Origin of the sequence: Pseudomonas sp. UBA2684 (assembly GCA_002354655.1) — a bacterium.
Taxonomy (GTDB): Bacteria; Pseudomonadota; Gammaproteobacteria; order Pseudomonadales; family Pseudomonadaceae; genus Aquipseudomonas.
In genome coordinates, this window is record DELY01000051.1 from 1 (window position 1) to 15,634 (window position 15,634).

Sequence of the window (15,634 nt, forward strand, 5' to 3'; positions counted from 1 at the left end):
GAGTCAGCGTGGAATCCGCATCGTGACCATGAACCATCCTTTCTAGTCGTGGCATTGAAGAATTTAGCGGCTAATTTCAGATAGCTCGATTTTAGCCGCTAAAATTTTCAGATGGCCGATCCGCGATCACGATTCACGAACTCGGCTATCTCGTCGTCCATGTCGCTATCGCCCTGCCCCGCTGCTGACAGGCTGTCCCCGTCGAAAGATGGCTCTCCCCGAATAATCGATGCGAGCTGACCGCCGAGAGTTTGGCCGGCTTTCTCTTGGAATTTGATGGCGGCCTCGCTGGCTTTTTCTTTGATCAAGCTACCTGCCCCTTTGGCCAACTCGGAGGTAGTCCCTACCGCCAGGCTGGCGGCTTTCTGCATCATGCCGCCTGATTGGCTGCTCGGGTTGAGCCCCATAGCCGCGTGGAGCGCGCCAGCCCCAGTTTCTGAGCCGTGGGATGACGAGGATGCGCCGAGTGACGACATACCAGCACCGCTCTCCATCGTGCCCTGAGCCCTCTGCATAGCGGCCTTAATCGCGGATGCGCCCCCTGCGATATTCTGCGCACCGCCCATAACGGCTGAGCCAGCCATGCTTGCTGCGGCGGAAGCAGTGCCAACAGCACCGAACGCCGCGCCTGCAATCGCACCAGCCCCGAAGCTACTAACGCCTGCGCTCCCGCCGCCCCCACTGACGATGCCGGCTACCATCTTGGGCACTTGATTGGTCAGGATCAGCAGCGCCAGGCAGAAGACCAGCATCACGCCGAGCTCTTCAAAGTTGAGCGTGGCCTTACTCATCTTGCCGTAGAAACTGGTGAGCAAGTCGTTGCCAATACCAACCAGCAAGATCATTACCAGTAGTTGAACGGCTAATCCGAGAACTGTCTTGAAGTAGTTGATGGCCATGTCGGATGTCCACCTGGAACCGCCAAAGCCCAGGAAGAAGATACCGGCGTACATCAAGATCCAGCCTGAGATCAGAAGCAGCAGCATGTTCACTGCGATGATGGCGAGTACCAGCAAAATGCCCGCACTGAGAACCACCCCGACAAAACTGTCTATTGGACTCCAAGCCGATAAATTGGACACGGCCTGCTTCCAGATCATGAAGCCGATATCGACAACACCCGAGGGAGACAGGCCAGTAGTTCCCGCAGCTCTGTCACCGATCTGGCGCAAGGAGCTGATGATGGTTTCCGCAAAGTAGGGGCCGTTCTGTAGCAGCCAGTAGAAAAAACCGAAGAACAAGGTGAAGCGAATAAATTCGCTGAAGAAATCGCCAATGTCGGCTTTGCGCAGTGCCAGCATGCCCATCGTCCAGGTAAAGCTGATGGTGCCGAGCGTCCAGAAGAGCCAGGTGGCTGCGGCCATAATCACGCCTTGCCAGGCAGCCGCCCGGGTGACGAACTCCTGCACAACTTGATCCAGGACGCCCACCTGAGTGGCTGGGTCATGGAACGCTAGCTCAGCCGATGCACCAACCGAGTAGAGCGACAAAATCAGGCTCAGCAGCAGAATGCTTTTAATGGTTCTCATGGGATCACCACTTCTTCGGGTTGGCTGGCAGGGTGTCGGGGCCGCGTGGCTCCGCAGAGGCACGATGCGCACAATCCTGCCTCTGCTGCTGGCTCTGTGGGTCAGTGCAGTCCAGGGGTGATGGCTCGCAACCAGCCAGGGTTCCGGCAAGCAGCGCAATCGCGAGGGGAATGGTCTTGGTCATGGCGGTGCTCCTCACCACTTCTTCGGGTTAGCTGGAAGCGATTCCGGCCCGCGAGCGGCAGTAGATACCTCATGCGCTGCCAGCTCCTTTGCAGCCTGGTCAGCATCTGCCTGACTGCGAACAACCAGGGCATTCTGCTGGGCGAGCATCAGGCCGCGAATCTGTAAAAGTTGGTTCGATTGGTGGCTGGCCAGCTGGTTGGCATATTGAATGGCTTTGACTTGGCCATCGGCGGTGGACGCAGCCGATTGCAGGCGCTCCAACTGACGGGCGTCCGCTGCCATATTTTCCTGCTGCTGAGCGATGGCCTTGAACAAAGCATCGTTGGCCTGCTTCTGCGACGCAGAGGCCAGACGGCGATTCTCTGATATCGCTTCGCGCTCACTTGGCGTACAACCTCCACCGCTAAAGCATGACGAGCTGCGGTAGTAGGCGGCGTCCTGGTACTTGGCCAAATAGGCATCCAGGCTGCCAGCCTGGCGTTGGTAATACGCCAGCATGTCCTGCGCTTCGATCAGCTTATTGATCGTGCGGCTGGCCTGATCCCAAATGTAGGCCGCAGGCGCGGCCGTGTTCTGGAGCTGATTTTCATACTGCTGCAGCTGGGTCGAATACTGCTCCACCTGCTTGGCATATTGCTCAACCTGCTTGAGCGTCTGCGCAACACTCTCAATAGCTGTCAGCACGTTCTGGGTCAGGTTGCCCCCATCGATCACGGGAATACCTGCGTAGGCCAGCTGACCGCTTAACGAACAGAGCGCCAACGCGATGAAGCCAATTTTTTTAGCCGCTAAAATTTTCACATCACTCTCCCTGTACCTTGATTACCAGATCCAGCATTGCTTGCTGCGTCTGCTGAATCCTCGACAGAACAACCTCAATGGTTCTGCGCATCTGCACCCCGTCGAAACCGGCAAAGCGCTCATCGTTGGTCAGCCACATCTTGAGCAAGCCACCCAACCGTCCCTGATCGCCGTTAATCTTCGCCAGTTCAAGAATCATCTTGCTGTCGAGAATGCTGGGGGGCTGATGCCCCATACCCAGGCAGCGCAATAGCGACGACATGCTGTGCCCTGTCTGCTGAGCAAGCGCATCAATCTGTGCCTTCTCCTCTGGCGTAACCCACACGTTTATGGGCGTGGTTTCTTTCCTGGTTATCGCTCTCTGCTCAGTCATCAACTGCTCCTGTAGCGGCGGCAGCCGCTTGCCCCGCAGGGCAAGACACCCGTTGAGCGCGTAGCGCGAATAAGGGTGCAGTGAAGAAACTGTGCCGGCTTGCCGGTACAGGTACTTCACCTATCTTGCCCTGCATACAAAGCCGATTTATTCAGTACAAGTACCCGATTCTTTGCCGATTAAAGGCCGATCGGATATCGATTCCATGCCGTTACTACACCGATCAAAATCGCCGTTTAGCAACGCAGCAACTGCGTCCGTGGGAAAGTAAATCCTTCGACCAATACGGCGCTTTACCCGATTAAGCTCAAACATCCAGGGCTCCGTTGGTTTCTGTAACACTCCGCGAAGCCCTGAACCTTTGCGGCTCAGAACCTGAGCCAACTGCTCGATAGTGATCAGCGGGCCATATTTTTCTAACAAATGATCAGATGTAGTTTTCATGAACTTCGATATATCCAAAAAATTTAGCTTCGGTATATCGAACACACCAAAGCCAGAAGCACGAGATGAAATTTAGACATGTACAGATTAGCGATAATTGGTATAGATTCGAGCCTAACAAAATCCAATTAATCACCATTGACAAAATAAAATGGCCAGAACAGCGCGCACAGAAATACAGCAGCTTGAGGAAGCTGGACGAACCAAAGCACTACTCAAACAGATGTTATTAACTACAGAGTCAGACAGCTGGGATTTTTTATACAAAGCACTTTTAGACCAGCTTCACTTTGAGCTATTCAGCCCAACGGAGTGGCGTCATTTAATAACAGGCCAAAAAGCACTGACACCGTACAAATTGAACTGGATTGAACAGGCCTTTTCTGGAGCGCGAGATTTCTATGACGACGGCCCCTGGGGAATATGGCGGGCTCTATTTTCGCCTGAACGTGAACTGTGGGCTCTACACCACGGGGGAAATAGCTCTGTAGAACAAGCGATACATGGGTTCGAAAAAAGACTGTTAACCTCAAAGAAACAAATAGAGCCAGAAGATTTCGTCGAAGCAATAGCTCTATATCGACTACACGCCACCCTCAGGGATTTGGCACCTTTAGATGTAGACGTGAAAGGCGTTTACAGGTGTGTCCGCGTCTGCCAGCAAGACTGTAGAGTGTCTGCACTGCTTGCGCATTATGGAATTGAGTACGAAGTTATATCTATTCTAAGCGAGCAAGAGATCAACAGACTAAATAGTGACAAGCAATACAACGATGCCATTGGCATCAAGGATATTGCACACTCAGTTTTCATGAGAAACCAAATCATCACTACTGAGCAACGAGTAGCCGCCCTTAGGCAAAATGAGCAGCGGGAGCTCAGCATGACGAAGATTCGAAAGAATCCCCCAAGTGTCAACGAAGATTGGTAGCTGAACATAGGCCGGGGGTCTACCAGTGTCCCGGAGCGGGAGCAGTCCACAGAGACACGGCATGCCACCCCAACAGCGCAGCCGACTGCGTGACTGCTGAAACGAAAAAGGCAGCCGCGCTGGACTGCCTTTTAGGGTTAGATACCTGATATTCGCCCCTTCACGAGGGCTGGAGAGGTCTCACCCTACGTGAACGTGCCAGCCGTTTACGGGGTTCCTACGCCGGTTATAGCTGCCGGAAGCAACCGGTTTCGCGCTCTCAGTATCTAAACTATCAATGGCTAGATCACTAAACAAGTCAAAATTGATTCAACCCCCGTAGTAGCGGGTTTTCGGATGGGCTACGGTAGCCATGGCCTCCCGCCAGAAGGCCAACCGCTAGCCGCCCAGAGATTTAACGTACGGCTTTCCCCGAACTCCGTGTGCTCCCCGATTTGGCACGCACATTGACACTTGAGGGATCGACCAACGCTCTATTTGATTAAATAAGGATTATAAGAAGATTAGCGCCATTTAACCGAATCTCGCTATCCCTTGCAGCACTAAGCCTCCGACCATAACGAGCCTGTGGATAGCGTGCACCGTATCCCATATGCCAGTGCACCGTATCCCATTATTCAGTGCACCGAATCCCACTTCGCATGCACCGTATCCCACGGAGTAGTGCATCGTATCCCACCCTGGCTCATGCGGGAGAACGCCTACGCTTTGCAAGATGCCGCTGCTGGCTTGTGCTAGGGGTTCGCTGAACCATGACACGCTGGCCGCTTAGCTCCCATGACGTCAAGGCGCTGACTGAAACCAGGTCGTCCAGCGCTTTTATCAACTGCCTTTTGAAACTTCCGGGGTGCGAATTTGTACTGCCGCTCAGCCTCTGAATAGTTTCAATAGTCATCGGAAACGGTTCGGCATGGCTGCAAAACCATCCGTGCAGCCACTGCGCAAGAGGCTTTCGACGTAACATCTGCCTCTGAGCCCAATCAATCTGCGTCCAGCCTGTCATATAAATGGCTTCCAGCAGCGGCTCCAACTCAAGAGAGTACGTTCGACTAATACCATTCCGCTTCCCCTTTAACATTGCTCCGAATGCTTCATCTGATCCAAATTTCAGCTCAACACAGGCTGCTGCAAGCCGAATAAATGACTCTTTTAACCAGCAACGGTCACTCGACCCAGTTGATCTGCGCAGCGATTTTAAAATCTGAATTTCACTAAGCACCACGCGGTTACCAGTCCGAAACTTTCTCGCCAAATGAATCAGTGTCTCCCAAACATCCAAATCGGACTGATCAAGCTGCCGGCCAGTGAATCGAATTTCCAAGCCGTCGATAGATGCCAAAATCGCCCTATCCAGTACCTGACGATCCTTGCCTTGAATTGCAGCAAATAAAGACCCACGAACTAGAGCATTTGGAATTCCACGAGTCGACTCTGGCCATAGAGGAAGCTGTACATATAGCGCCCCAGGAACACATGCGGCTGTATCAGCGCTGTCGCCAGATATTTTTGCAACCCGAAGTGCTAGCTTACTAAGCGACGTGGACGGGACGTGGCTTGTCACTATTAAGCCTCGATAGGCCCATTGCGTTTTGACGGGCGTAACTTCTGCCGTTTGACTTGTTCTGCCTTTGTCGGTCTACCCGGTTTGGTATTCGCAGCGATGAAAGCTCCCGCCGCATTACCAGCAGAACTGACCATCACATGATCTGCCAACCAGAAGTCGACATCCTCTCTACGCCAAAGAAGACGCTTGGTGCCCGGAAGGCGGCAGATCGGAGGTAATGACTGTGGGTTGCGTGTAACGTCACTGCGAATACTTGAAACGGACTTGTGAAGGTAACTGGATAGTTCCTCAACAGTTAGCAGAACACTCATCTGACCTCCTGATCGCACGCCCTTTACGACATGCCTGTGCACTTATTGGATGCACTCAGGTTCCAGGGATCAGTGGATGGTTAGAAGGTTGAAGATTACTGATTCTTTTACCTTGACAACTGCACAACATTGATTAGAAACGCAATATATTGGGTATACGGCGCAAAGCACTGCATCACAAATGGTATGTATTGATTACTCACGAACTGCGCTCAGCCAAGGCTTACGTTGAGTTCGCTAGCCTGGCTGCGACCCAGAAGACAGGACCAACCATCGAGCGCGTCCCTTGCGGCGCGACCTACACGGCATTACTGAATGGGTAGCAGGTATTGAATACTCGGGCGTGGCCGGGAATCCAATGGCATCTGAGCATATTGATGTCGCCACAGCCTCCATGGAGAGGAACCATCGGCACAAATTTGGCACAGTAAACATGCAAAATACTGCAAACACGCGCCTCATGATGCAAACCATTGCAACGCCACAACTATCTGAAATTTAAGGACTTATTAATAAAAATCTTTAAATTTCATAAACCTAGCTCACCACCATTTATTGCAGTTGCACTGCCAAGGCCCGACCGGGAAGGTTTCGCAGATCAGGCTGGCGGGTGCGGTCAGTCCTCGGTGCGATAATCGCTGGGTAGCTTACCCGTCCATTTTTTGAATGCACGGCGAAAGTTGGACGGGTCGCTGAAACCCAGTAGGTAGGCGATCTCGTACAGCGGTAAGTGAGTGGTGGTGAGGTATTGCAGGGCCAGTTTTTTACGCACTTCGTCGAGTACCTGTTGATAGCTGGTGCCCATGCACGACAGGTGGCGGCGCAGGCTGCGGCCACTGGTATGCAGGGCCTGCGCGGCGCTGTCCAGGTCGGGAAAATCGCCGGGGCGCGCCAACAACAAACGCCGCACGCGGGTCAGCAGGCCGTCCTGCACATCCAGGCTGGCCAGCAGGGCTTCGCACTGTTGCTCGCACATCTGCACGGTCGCCGGATTGGCCAGGGCCATCGGGCGCGCCAGGTAAGAGGTGGGCATGCTCAGGCGATGGTAGGGCTGATCGAACGCCACCGGCACGCCGAAGATGCCGGCATAACGCTCGGCATAGTTCGGCGCCGCGTGAGCAAAACCGACGTCGACCTCCTGCAGGCGCTCGCCCACGAGAAAGCGTGCGATGGTGTAGAGACTGGTCAGCAGCCCCTCGGCAGCGAAACGGCTGAGGGCGCCAAGCGGCAGGGTTTCGCTGGCACGCAACTCGACGCGCTCGTGCAACTCGACCATTTCCAGCTCATAGGTCAGCCCCAGCACCCGGTAGTACTTGAGGGCAAATTGGATGGCCTTACCGAGGTTGGCACTGGACAGCACGGCATAACCGAGAATGCCATGGGTCGAGACGTTCAGGCGCTGGCCAAGCAACAAGCCCAGAGCCGGCTCGTCGCAGCGCAACAACGCGCAACTGGTCAGCTGGTTGAAGTCGAGAAACGACAGGCGCCCCTGCGGGTTGCCCAGCACCTCGGGACGGACCCGGGCCTCGGCGAACAGCTCAGCGCGCGGCACGCCGAGCTCCTCGACCAGATCCAGCAAGGCTGCGGCGTAGGCGACGGGGATCAGCTCGGCAGTGAAGTTGAGCGATGGCTTCATGGGTTTCTTGTTGTGCGTGATGGCCATATATGACCCATTTTTTAACGAACGATAACCTTGTCCGACAAAACGCAGCAAGTCCATAGTTGCACTATGGTTCTAATCGCTTGGGCCAGTTCGCGGCGCGCACACGTCGCCTTGCCGACAAGCGTCATGCATGCTCAGGGAGGCTCTATGCCCAGTACCACCCCCAAAGGTTTGGCGATCCGCCCGCGGCAGCTGGACGCTGCGCTACCCGAACAGATGCCACGCCACTGGCATGCGGGGGATGCCTTCAAGACTCACCTGTTCAATGCCATGTCGGTGCTGTTCCCCGATGGCGAACGCTTTTTCATCGACTCGGTGCGCTTGTTCCGCGAGCAGATCGACGACCCGTTGCTGCAAGAGCAGATCCGCGGCTTTATCGGCCAGGAGGGGCACCACAGCCGTGAGCATCAGCAGTACAGCCAGCGCCTGCGCGCATTGGGCTACGACGTCGATTACCTGGAGCGCGGCCTGAAACGGCGGCTCGGTATCGTGCAGAAGCACCTGTCGCCGGAGCTGCAACTGGCGGCGACCTGCGCCGTCGAGCACCTCACCGCGATCATGGCCGACGCCGTGCTCAAAGACCCGCAGTGGCTGACTGGTGCCGATCCGCAAATGGCCCGATTGTGGCGCTGGCACGCGCTTGAGGAAACCGAGCACAAAGCCGTGGCCTTCGACGTGTTCATGCAGGTCAGTGGGAGTACCTGGCTGCGCCGTCGGGCGATGCTGCAAAGCACCTTCTTCTTTACCCTCGATACGATCAAAGGGCTGGTGCACATGCTTAAACACGACGGCCTGCTGTGGAACTGGCGGGTCTGGCGCGACGGCCTGACCTGGCTCTGGGGCAAGAACGGCATCTACCGCAAACTGATACCGGTGTATTGCGACTTTTACCGCAGCGCGTTTCACCCCTGGCAGCATGACAATCTGTACCTGGTCGACCAGTATCGCCAGGAGTTCGACGCGCCAGCAGCAAGCGTTTAAACGCCGCCAGGCTTTACAGCCAGGGGGCGCTGACTCGGCTATATGCCGCGACTCATGGCGGCACCGGGCCCATGCCTGCCGTCATTCAAGGCAAGGGCACAAACGTGCAAGTGGCCGTAAATGACCGACATATTGGCTGTTGTTAACCTTTGCCACCCCGCTCCGGGAACCCATAGTGCAGGCATGCTTAAGTCACGGACTCAGGGAGTCAGCATGGTCAGCACTACCCCGGCAGGTTTGCAGATTCGCCCGCGGCACATGGATTTCGATCTGCCCAAGCCACTGCCCCGCCACTGGCACAGTGGCGACGCGTTCAAGAGCCATTTGTTCGACGCCATGTCGGTGCTGTTTCCCGACGGCGAACGCTTTTTCATCGACTCGGTACGGCAATTCCGCGATCAGATCGACGACCCGGTGCTGAAAGAACAGATCCGCGGTTTTATCGGTCAGGAAGGCCATCACAGCCGCGAACACCTGGAATACAGCAACCGCTTGCGCGACCTGGGCTACGACATCACCACCATCGAGCGGCGCGCCAAGGCGCGCATCCGCTATACCCAGAAGAAGTTCTCGCCGCAGCGCCAATTGGCCGCTACCGCAGCCCTGGAGCACATCACCGCGATCATGGCCGACGGCCTGCTCAGAGAACCGCGCCACTTGGCCGGGGCGCACCCCACCATGATCCGCCTGTGGCGCTGGCATGCGCTGGAGGAAACCGAGCACAAGGCCGTGGCCTTCGATGTTTACAACCAGGTCTGCGGCAGCCGCAAACTGCTGCGCCGGGCCATGCTCATGGGCACCTTTTTCTTTGTGCTCGACACCACGCGCGGCCTGGCGCACATGCTCAAGCGCGATGGCCTGCTGTGGAACTGGCGGGTCTGGCGCGACGGCATTCAGTGGATGTGGGGCAAGCACGGGGTATTCCGCCCACTGATCGGCACCTACCGCGACTTCTTCAAAGCGGACTTTCACCCCTGGCAGCACAACAACCTGGAGCTGCTCTACCAAACCCGGGTCGAGTTTGATCCGCCGCTAGGAGCCTGAGCCGGCGCCAGCAAAAAAGCCCAGGGCGGCTCATCGCCTTGGGCTTTTTTGCAGGTTGTGTGAGACATCGCGCGGTTATGCCGCGATGTACCCACACGGTGCACGCCTGAAACGGGCTGCGCCCATCGCACTGAACTGCCGCTGCGGACCGCTGGCAAGCGGCCCGCGAGGTCTTCAGCCCTGCAAGAAGCGCAACGCATCGGCGGCGCTTTGCTGGGGAATCTCCTCCATGGGGATATGCCCAACGCCCGGATAGGTTTGCACCCGGATACCCGGCACATCGCGCTGCCACAACGGCACATGCTTGGGTGATATCCAGCGGTCGCGCTCACCCCACAGCAACAGCACAGGGGCTTTGATCTGTGCCACTTGCGCCGGCGTACCATGCAGCTCCTGCCGATTGACCTTGAGCAGCACCCGAAAGATTTCCATCATCGCCCGGCGATTACCGGGACGGCGGCTCAGGTCGTTATAACGGTCGACCACGCCAGGCTTGATCCGTGCTGGCTCGCCATACACTTCCTTGATGCCTTGGGCAATCAAGGCGCGTGGCATCCACAGCGGCATGGCCAACGTGGCGCCTGGCAATGCCGCGGCGGCGATCATCCACGGCACCTTGTGCATGTGGTAACCGGCCGGGTCGATCAGCACCAGCTTGTCGACGCGCTGCGGCTGAGCCAGGGCAAAATTCCAGGCGATATAGCCGCCCAACGAGTTACCGGCAATCGACGCCTTACTCACCCCGAGGTAATCGAGTAGCAGGCCGAACACCTTGATCATCCGCTCGGCCGAATACACCCCGTCGCGTGCCGGACCGGTCAAGCCAAAACCCGGAACATCGAAGCGAATGACTCGGTAATGCGCGGCAAAAGCCGGCACCCAGGCGTCCCAGGTGTGCAGGGACGCGACCACACCATGGATCAGGACCAGCACCGGCTTATCGCGGCTGCCTTCGTCACGGTAATGCAGGTTGAAGCCGTCCAACTCGATGTAGCGCGAGCCGCTTTCGGCATTGCCATAACGCGCTTTCAAACGTTCGAGCGGTAAGGCCCCGAAACCAAGACGGGCAACGCCAGCCGCCAGCGGCGGCGTCAGCGGGAGACTGGAAGCGGACATGCGGGCACCTCGCGGATTGTTGTTATAGAGGGGAGCAACGGGCTGTTGCAGCGGCGTCTATCAGAGCATGCAGACGCCGGGCTGACGCCTAACCTAGGTTGAGCGAGCGCCCAGCGCGGCCACTAGCAGCTCGCCTAGCACGGTCTTGGCATGCTCGATCTCTGCGCGGCTGGCAGCGCGGCCAAGCAAATCCAGAGAGGCGGCCTCCATGGCCCAAAGCAAAGCCCGGTAAGTCAGCGGATCGCGCGGCGGCGTGGCGCCTTGCAAACGCTCGGCGAGCAGCCGGGCCATTTCCAGATGGGCGCGTTGCCGGTGCGCGGCCAGTGGCGAGTCGGCGCGCAGTGCTTCTTCCTGCATCAGGCGAATGATTGGCCCGACCGCCAGGTGATAATCGAAAAATCGTCCCACCATTGCCCCCAGCCAGGCGTCGGGGCTGCCGGCGACACACTGCATCTCGCGAAACCGCGCAAGCAACAACAGCACCGCCGTCTGGTAAATGCCTTCAAGCACCTCCATCTTGTTCTGGAAGTACTTGTAGAAGGTCCGGCGCGAAACATTGGCGGCGGCCAGCAGATCATTGACCGTTGTCTCGGCCACGCCTTTGCGGGCAAAGACCGAAATCGCCGCCAGCTGGATATTGGTGCGCTGCAGATGGCCGATCAGCGGCCCCTCGCCGACCACCCCTTGCTGTCGAGCCACCGCCCCGTAACCGCCCAAGTCCTCGAATACCGCGCGCACCGCACCCTGCTCGGCCAATTCCATCGTTCACGTCCCAACCAAGGCGCGGGTGACGCGCAGGTCCGAGCTGGTTACTCTGAGCCACGCCTTAGCCGCAGGATTATTTTTGTGCCGATCACGCTAACACGCCGTTTGCTCTGGCCGCTGGCCATCCTTTTGCTGGTTCTGCTAAGCGCGCTGCGCCCCCTCGGAGCCGCCGAACTGTTCTACCTCGGGCAGAAAATCCCGGACATCCACAAGCCCTGGAACAGCAGCGATTACCAGCAACTGCTGGGCGCACTGGCCAAGGTCGACAGCACTCAAGCCAACGCCCTGCCACGGCGCAGCGGCGAATTCACCGGGCCGATTTACCAACGCATGGTCAGCGAGGACAACTTTCGCCCGCAGCTGAATATTTATGCGCCACTGGAATTGCGGCAGAACGAGGCCCGAGAATCGCTGTTTCGCCTCAAGGAATTGATGCGCCTGTATTTCGATTTTCGCGCCGTCCAGCAGCCCTATGCCGCCGAAGCCCTTGGCCTGATGACCTATTCGCTGCGCCAGCAAGCGGTGCTCTTCACCCTCACCACCGAGTTCTGGATGACCCTCTCGCAGCGCGAGCAAAGCAACCCGGTACGCCTGCAAGGCCTGCAGGAAACCAAGGCCGCCGCTGCGATGCTGACATCCAGCGCTTTGGACTATCTCGGCCTGACCAAACAGTTCGGGCGCGACGAGTTGGTGCTCTACAGCGCCGAGTTGAGCAAGCAGTTGCCGGGGCTATTCGTGCATTTGCGCGGGGAAGTCCGTGAACAGCTGCTGGCGCGTATCGCCCAGCTCGCGGAGCAACATGCAACTGCCGAGGTGCGCAGCAATATGGCCGAGCTACTGCCGGTGCTGGTGGCGATTCAGGACGATGTGCAGGCCAAGCTGGCGCCGTCTACGGACCCGGTACACAAGGCCGCCCGCGGCCTGGACCTGTCCTTGCCGGCACCGCCAGAGTCAGCGCAATAAACCCAAGCCTTTGGCCCTGGCCACGGCCTGGGTACGCCGCTCGACGCCCAGTTTGCTGTTGATATGCCGCGCATGGGTTTTCACCGTATGCAACGAGATGAACAGGCGCTCGCTGATCTCCTGGTTCGAACAGCCCTGAGCGATCAACTGCAACACGGCCAGCTCGCGAGCGCTCAAGGCCTCCACCGCCGCACCATTGCCGATGCTCGGCACCTCCTGCTCAAGTGTCGGCAGCTCGGCCAACAGTGCCGCGCGTAACGGGCACTCAGGGCCCGCCTGCAGCTGCTCGCGCAGCCAATCAGGCTGGTGCGCCAGGAGCTCGTTAAATGGCAGCAAACCACCGCCAGCGGCCGCCTGGATACTCATATTCAGCTGTTGTTGCGCGTCACGCTCGCGCCCAGTCAAACGCAGCAACACGGTTAACTGCACCTGGGCGATCCCCCCCAGCAGTTGCCCGCCCATGGTTTGCGCCCGCAGGCTCAACGCCCGCAAGCGCCGCTCGGCTTCCGGTAACTGCCCTTGCAAACGCTCCAGCGTTGCCTGCTGCAACTCGATATGCAACGGAAGCTGTGGGTGAAACTCCGGCGCGGCAGCCGCCTGTTCACCGCTGTAGGTCTCGGCCAGACGGGCCAGCCAGGCGCTCGCCAGCTCAACCTGTCCCTGCAGCAGCCACAGCTCGCACTTGGTCAAGGTAATCATCGCCAGGTAATAGATCGGCGGAACATCCCAAATATGCATCAACCGCTCAGCTTCGGCGAGTTGCGCAAAGGCTTCGGAGAGATTACCGCCGCGGCCCTCCAAGCTGGCCAACACACAATGCCCGATCAGCACACTGATATCGCGGCAGGCACGCGCCTCGGCAATGCCGCTGCGCAGACGCTGGCGGGCCAAGTGCGGCTGCAAGCGCAGGCTGAATAAATAACCTTGGTACAACGTCAGTCGAGCGCGTACCGCGTACAAGCGTTGCTGCGGCAACCCACGCAAACGCTCGAGTCCATGATTCACCTCGTCCAGAGCGCGCAGCACTTCGCCACGCGCCTGCAATACACGGGCACGGTCGTAATGCGCCAAGGCTTCGAATAACGGATTGCCCACCCGCTGCGCCAGCTCCAACGCCTCACGATTCAGCCCGCGCGCGCGCCACAAGTCGCCATGCACGATTGCCAGGTTGGCCAAGGTCGACAGGCACATCAAGCGCTGGCCATAGCGCTCCAGCGGTAAACCGGCCAACGCCTCGCCACAGTATTGCAGCGCGCGCTGACTTTCCCCGCGACCACGGGCGATTACTCCGCTCAACGCCAACCACTGCGCCAACAACCCTTGTTGCTGATCCACCGTGGGGGCGGGTAGAAAGCGACTCAACTGCCCCACCAACTCCTCGGCCGCATCCAACTGGCAGGCCAAAGCCAAAGCCCAGCTGTACAGCACGATCAAGCGCGGCGTGCTGGCCAGCAGGCTGTCCGGCAAGTCCATCTTCCAGCGCAACAACGTGGCGACATTCTGCTCGGCCAGCAGCTGCTCTTCAGACAGGTTCTGCACCAGATTGGCCGCGACATCCGGCTGGCCCGCGCGCAATGCCTGCTCGATCGCCTCGTCCAACAGCCCCTTGCCACTGAACCAGCGACATGCCCGCAAATGCAGGCTGGCCAGCGACTGCGGCAAACCTGCCGCTGGCCGCGCGCGGAGTAAGTCGGAAAACAAATGGTGGTAGCGAAACCATTGCCCCTGTTCATCGAGCGGCACCAGAAAGACCTGATGAGCCTGCAAATGGCGAAGGATCGCCGCGCTGTCGTGGGCATCGCGCAGCGCATCACAAAGCTCGGCACAGAAGCGCTCTTGGCAGGCGGTTTCGTAGAGAAACGCCTGCACTTCGGCAGGTTGGCGCTCAATCACCTCTTCCAGCAGGTAGTCACGGATCAAACCCTCGGCACCGTGGGGTGCTTGCAACAGACCTTGGGTATCTTCAGCTTCGCTAGCCGCCAGCAACCACAGCCGCAGACCGGCAACCCAGCCCTCGCTACGTTGCAATAGATGGGTCAGCGCCTCAGCCGGCAAACGCGCCCCCTGGCTGTCCAACAACTCACTGGTTTCTTCCGGTGTCAGGCGCAAGTCCTGCTCATGCAACTCCAACAGCTGCCGGGACAGACGCAGGCGCGCCAGGTGCCAATCCGGGCGCTGCCGACTGGTCACCAACAACAACAAACCGGGCGGCAAATGGTTGAGGAAAAACTGTAAACAGCGATCCAGGACCGCGCCCTGGGCCAGGTGATAATCGTCCAACACCAGCAGCACCGGCTTTTCAGGATCGAGACGCAGGGCCAACTCATCGAGCAGCCCATCCAGCCACTCTTCGAAGGCGAAAGGCTGATGCCGTTGACGCAACTTCAATAACCCCAGCGCATCCTCTCCCAGCCGTGGAAAGAACTGCTGCAAGCCACCCAGTAAACGTTCGAGAAAGCGCCCAGGGTCACTGTCGCGGCGGCTCAGGCCAAGCCATAGACTTTGCCACTCAGCGGGCAGGCGCTCACAAAACTCGATGGCCAGAGAACTCTTGCCAAAACCGGCAGGCGCACTGACTAACAACAAACGCCCCGACAAGCCTGCGGTCAAACGCTCGCATAACCGCGGGCGCAGGACATAGCCGGAAGGCAGTGGCGGCCGAAAGAAATGCCCATCGGCCACGGGCGCAGCCGAGTAAGCGAAGCTATGAGAACGAGATAGGTCAGTCATCACCCGGTTTCTTGGAAGAGTTGGCCAGCAGGGTGTACGAATGCTCAGCAGCCTAGCCCCTTGGCCCCGGCATTTGAAGCCCTAATAACGGCCATGGATGATTCAGAATGCGTCCAGGCATGGCGCTGACCGCACACGAGCCATACAGGGAAGCGCTGGCATGCTCGTGGTGCATCGCCACAGGCATAAACCCTAGGCAAGAAAAAGCCGGCCCTAAGGCCGGCTTTTCTACA

The 15,634-nt window shown here is 58.1% G+C and carries 14 protein-coding genes; 4 read left to right on the plus strand and 10 right to left on the minus strand.

The genetic code is table 11. The annotated features are described in order from the left end of the window. Window positions 1-107: 107 nt before the first annotated feature. From trbL to B3M58_RS19740, 5 genes are read right to left on the minus strand one after another with little or no spacing between them, the layout of a single operon-like run. Window positions 108-1,529 carry a P-type conjugative transfer protein TrbL gene (trbL, locus tag B3M58_RS19720; protein ID WP_296221715.1) on the minus strand — a complete coding sequence of 474 codons (1,422 nt, stop codon included), beginning with the start codon at window positions 1,527-1,529 and terminating at the stop codon, window positions 108-110. Between the two features lie 4 nt (window positions 1,530-1,533). Then, window positions 1,534-1,713: a hypothetical protein gene (locus B3M58_RS19725; protein ID WP_296221717.1), complete on the minus strand. Its 180-nt coding sequence runs from the start codon at window positions 1,711-1,713 to the stop codon at window positions 1,534-1,536. A gap of 11 nt (window positions 1,714-1,724) precedes the next feature. Continuing rightward, entirely contained in the window at window positions 1,725-2,516 is a 792-nt protein-coding gene (gene trbJ / locus B3M58_RS19730) for a P-type conjugative transfer protein TrbJ (protein ID WP_296221720.1), read from the minus strand. 1 nt (window position 2,517) lies between these two features. After that, a complete protein-coding gene (locus B3M58_RS19735) occupies window positions 2,518-3,009 on the minus strand; it encodes a plasmid mobilization protein (RefSeq protein WP_296221722.1) in 492 nt (163 codons plus the stop codon). A gap of 27 nt (window positions 3,010-3,036) precedes the next feature. Next, window positions 3,037-3,333, minus strand: a complete 297-nt coding sequence (locus B3M58_RS19740; RefSeq protein WP_296221725.1) for a DNA-binding protein — start codon at window positions 3,331-3,333, stop codon at window positions 3,037-3,039. A 151-nt stretch (window positions 3,334-3,484) separates the two neighbouring features. Between B3M58_RS19740 and B3M58_RS19745 the strand changes: the two genes are divergently transcribed. Further along, a complete protein-coding gene (locus tag B3M58_RS19745) occupies window positions 3,485-4,264 on the plus strand; it encodes a hypothetical protein (RefSeq protein ID WP_296221726.1) in 780 nt (259 codons plus the stop codon). Between the two features lie 685 nt (window positions 4,265-4,949). Here the strand turns inward: B3M58_RS19745 and trfA are convergent. Further along, on the minus strand, window positions 4,950-5,825 hold the full coding sequence (trfA, locus tag B3M58_RS19750; protein ID WP_296221729.1) for a plasmid replication initiator TrfA: 876 nt from the start codon (window positions 5,823-5,825) through the stop codon (window positions 4,950-4,952). Between the two features lie 930 nt (window positions 5,826-6,755). Beyond that, a complete protein-coding gene (locus B3M58_RS19755; protein ID WP_296221730.1) occupies window positions 6,756-7,775 on the minus strand; it encodes an AraC family transcriptional regulator in 1,020 nt (339 codons plus the stop codon). Between the two features lie 174 nt (window positions 7,776-7,949). Here B3M58_RS19755 and B3M58_RS19760 point away from each other — a divergent pair, with 174 nt between their 5' ends. Together B3M58_RS19760 and B3M58_RS19765 are read left to right on the plus strand one after the other, a co-directional pair. Further along, window positions 7,950-8,783 (plus strand): metal-dependent hydrolase, encoded by an 834-nt coding sequence (locus B3M58_RS19760; RefSeq protein WP_296221731.1) that lies wholly within the window; start codon window positions 7,950-7,952, stop codon window positions 8,781-8,783. 213 nt (window positions 8,784-8,996) lie between these two features. Further along, a complete protein-coding gene (locus B3M58_RS19765; RefSeq protein ID WP_296221753.1) occupies window positions 8,997-9,827 on the plus strand; it encodes a metal-dependent hydrolase in 831 nt (276 codons plus the stop codon). 174 nt (window positions 9,828-10,001) lie between these two features. Here the strand turns inward: B3M58_RS19765 and B3M58_RS19770 are convergent, their stop codons facing one another. Both B3M58_RS19770 and B3M58_RS19775 read right to left on the minus strand, forming a co-directional pair. Then, window positions 10,002-10,943 (minus strand): alpha/beta fold hydrolase, encoded by a 942-nt coding sequence (locus tag B3M58_RS19770; protein WP_296221755.1) that lies wholly within the window; start codon window positions 10,941-10,943, stop codon window positions 10,002-10,004. A 93-nt stretch (window positions 10,944-11,036) separates the two neighbouring features. Beyond that, entirely contained in the window at window positions 11,037-11,705 is a 669-nt protein-coding gene (locus B3M58_RS19775) for a TetR/AcrR family transcriptional regulator (RefSeq protein WP_296221758.1), read from the minus strand. 84 nt (window positions 11,706-11,789) lie between these two features. On the opposite strand from B3M58_RS19775, the gene B3M58_RS19780 reads away from it, so the two are divergent. Then, window positions 11,790-12,671: a hypothetical protein gene (locus tag B3M58_RS19780; RefSeq protein ID WP_296221759.1), complete on the plus strand. Its 882-nt coding sequence runs from the start codon at window positions 11,790-11,792 to the stop codon at window positions 12,669-12,671. On the opposite strand, the gene B3M58_RS19785 is transcribed toward B3M58_RS19780, so the two are convergent. Continuing rightward, window positions 12,660-15,401, minus strand: coding sequence for a LuxR C-terminal-related transcriptional regulator (locus B3M58_RS19785; protein WP_296221762.1), 2,742 nt, complete (start codon window positions 15,399-15,401; stop codon window positions 12,660-12,662). The two genes, B3M58_RS19780 and B3M58_RS19785, sit on opposite strands and share 12 nt — an antisense overlap. Between the last annotated feature and the right edge of the window lie 233 nt (window positions 15,402-15,634).

Bases quoted from the DNA above. Each gene is read 5' to 3' on its own strand.
- B3M58_RS19765 (WP_296221753.1), top strand. From the start codon at position 8,997: ATGGTCAGCACTACCCCGGCAGGTTTGCAGATTCGCCCGCGGCACATG.
- B3M58_RS19755 (WP_296221730.1), bottom strand. From the start codon at position 7,775: ATGAAGCCATCGCTCAACTTCACTGCCGAGCTGATCCCCGTCGCCTAC.
- trbL (WP_296221715.1), bottom strand. From the start codon at position 1,529: ATGAGAACCATTAAAAGCATTCTGCTGCTGAGCCTGATTTTGTCGCTC.
- B3M58_RS19760 (WP_296221731.1), top strand. From the start codon at position 7,950: ATGCCCAGTACCACCCCCAAAGGTTTGGCGATCCGCCCGCGGCAGCTG.
- B3M58_RS19745 (WP_296221726.1), top strand. From the start codon at position 3,485: ATGGCCAGAACAGCGCGCACAGAAATACAGCAGCTTGAGGAAGCTGGA.
- B3M58_RS19725 (WP_296221717.1), bottom strand. From the start codon at position 1,713: ATGACCAAGACCATTCCCCTCGCGATTGCGCTGCTTGCCGGAACCCTG.
- B3M58_RS19770 (WP_296221755.1), bottom strand. From the start codon at position 10,943: ATGTCCGCTTCCAGTCTCCCGCTGACGCCGCCGCTGGCGGCTGGCGTT.
- B3M58_RS19740 (WP_296221725.1), bottom strand. From the start codon at position 3,333: ATGAAAACTACATCTGATCATTTGTTAGAAAAATATGGCCCGCTGATC.
- B3M58_RS19775 (WP_296221758.1), bottom strand. From the start codon at position 11,705: ATGGAATTGGCCGAGCAGGGTGCGGTGCGCGCGGTATTCGAGGACTTG.
- B3M58_RS19785 (WP_296221762.1), bottom strand. From the start codon at position 15,401: ATGACTGACCTATCTCGTTCTCATAGCTTCGCTTACTCGGCTGCGCCC.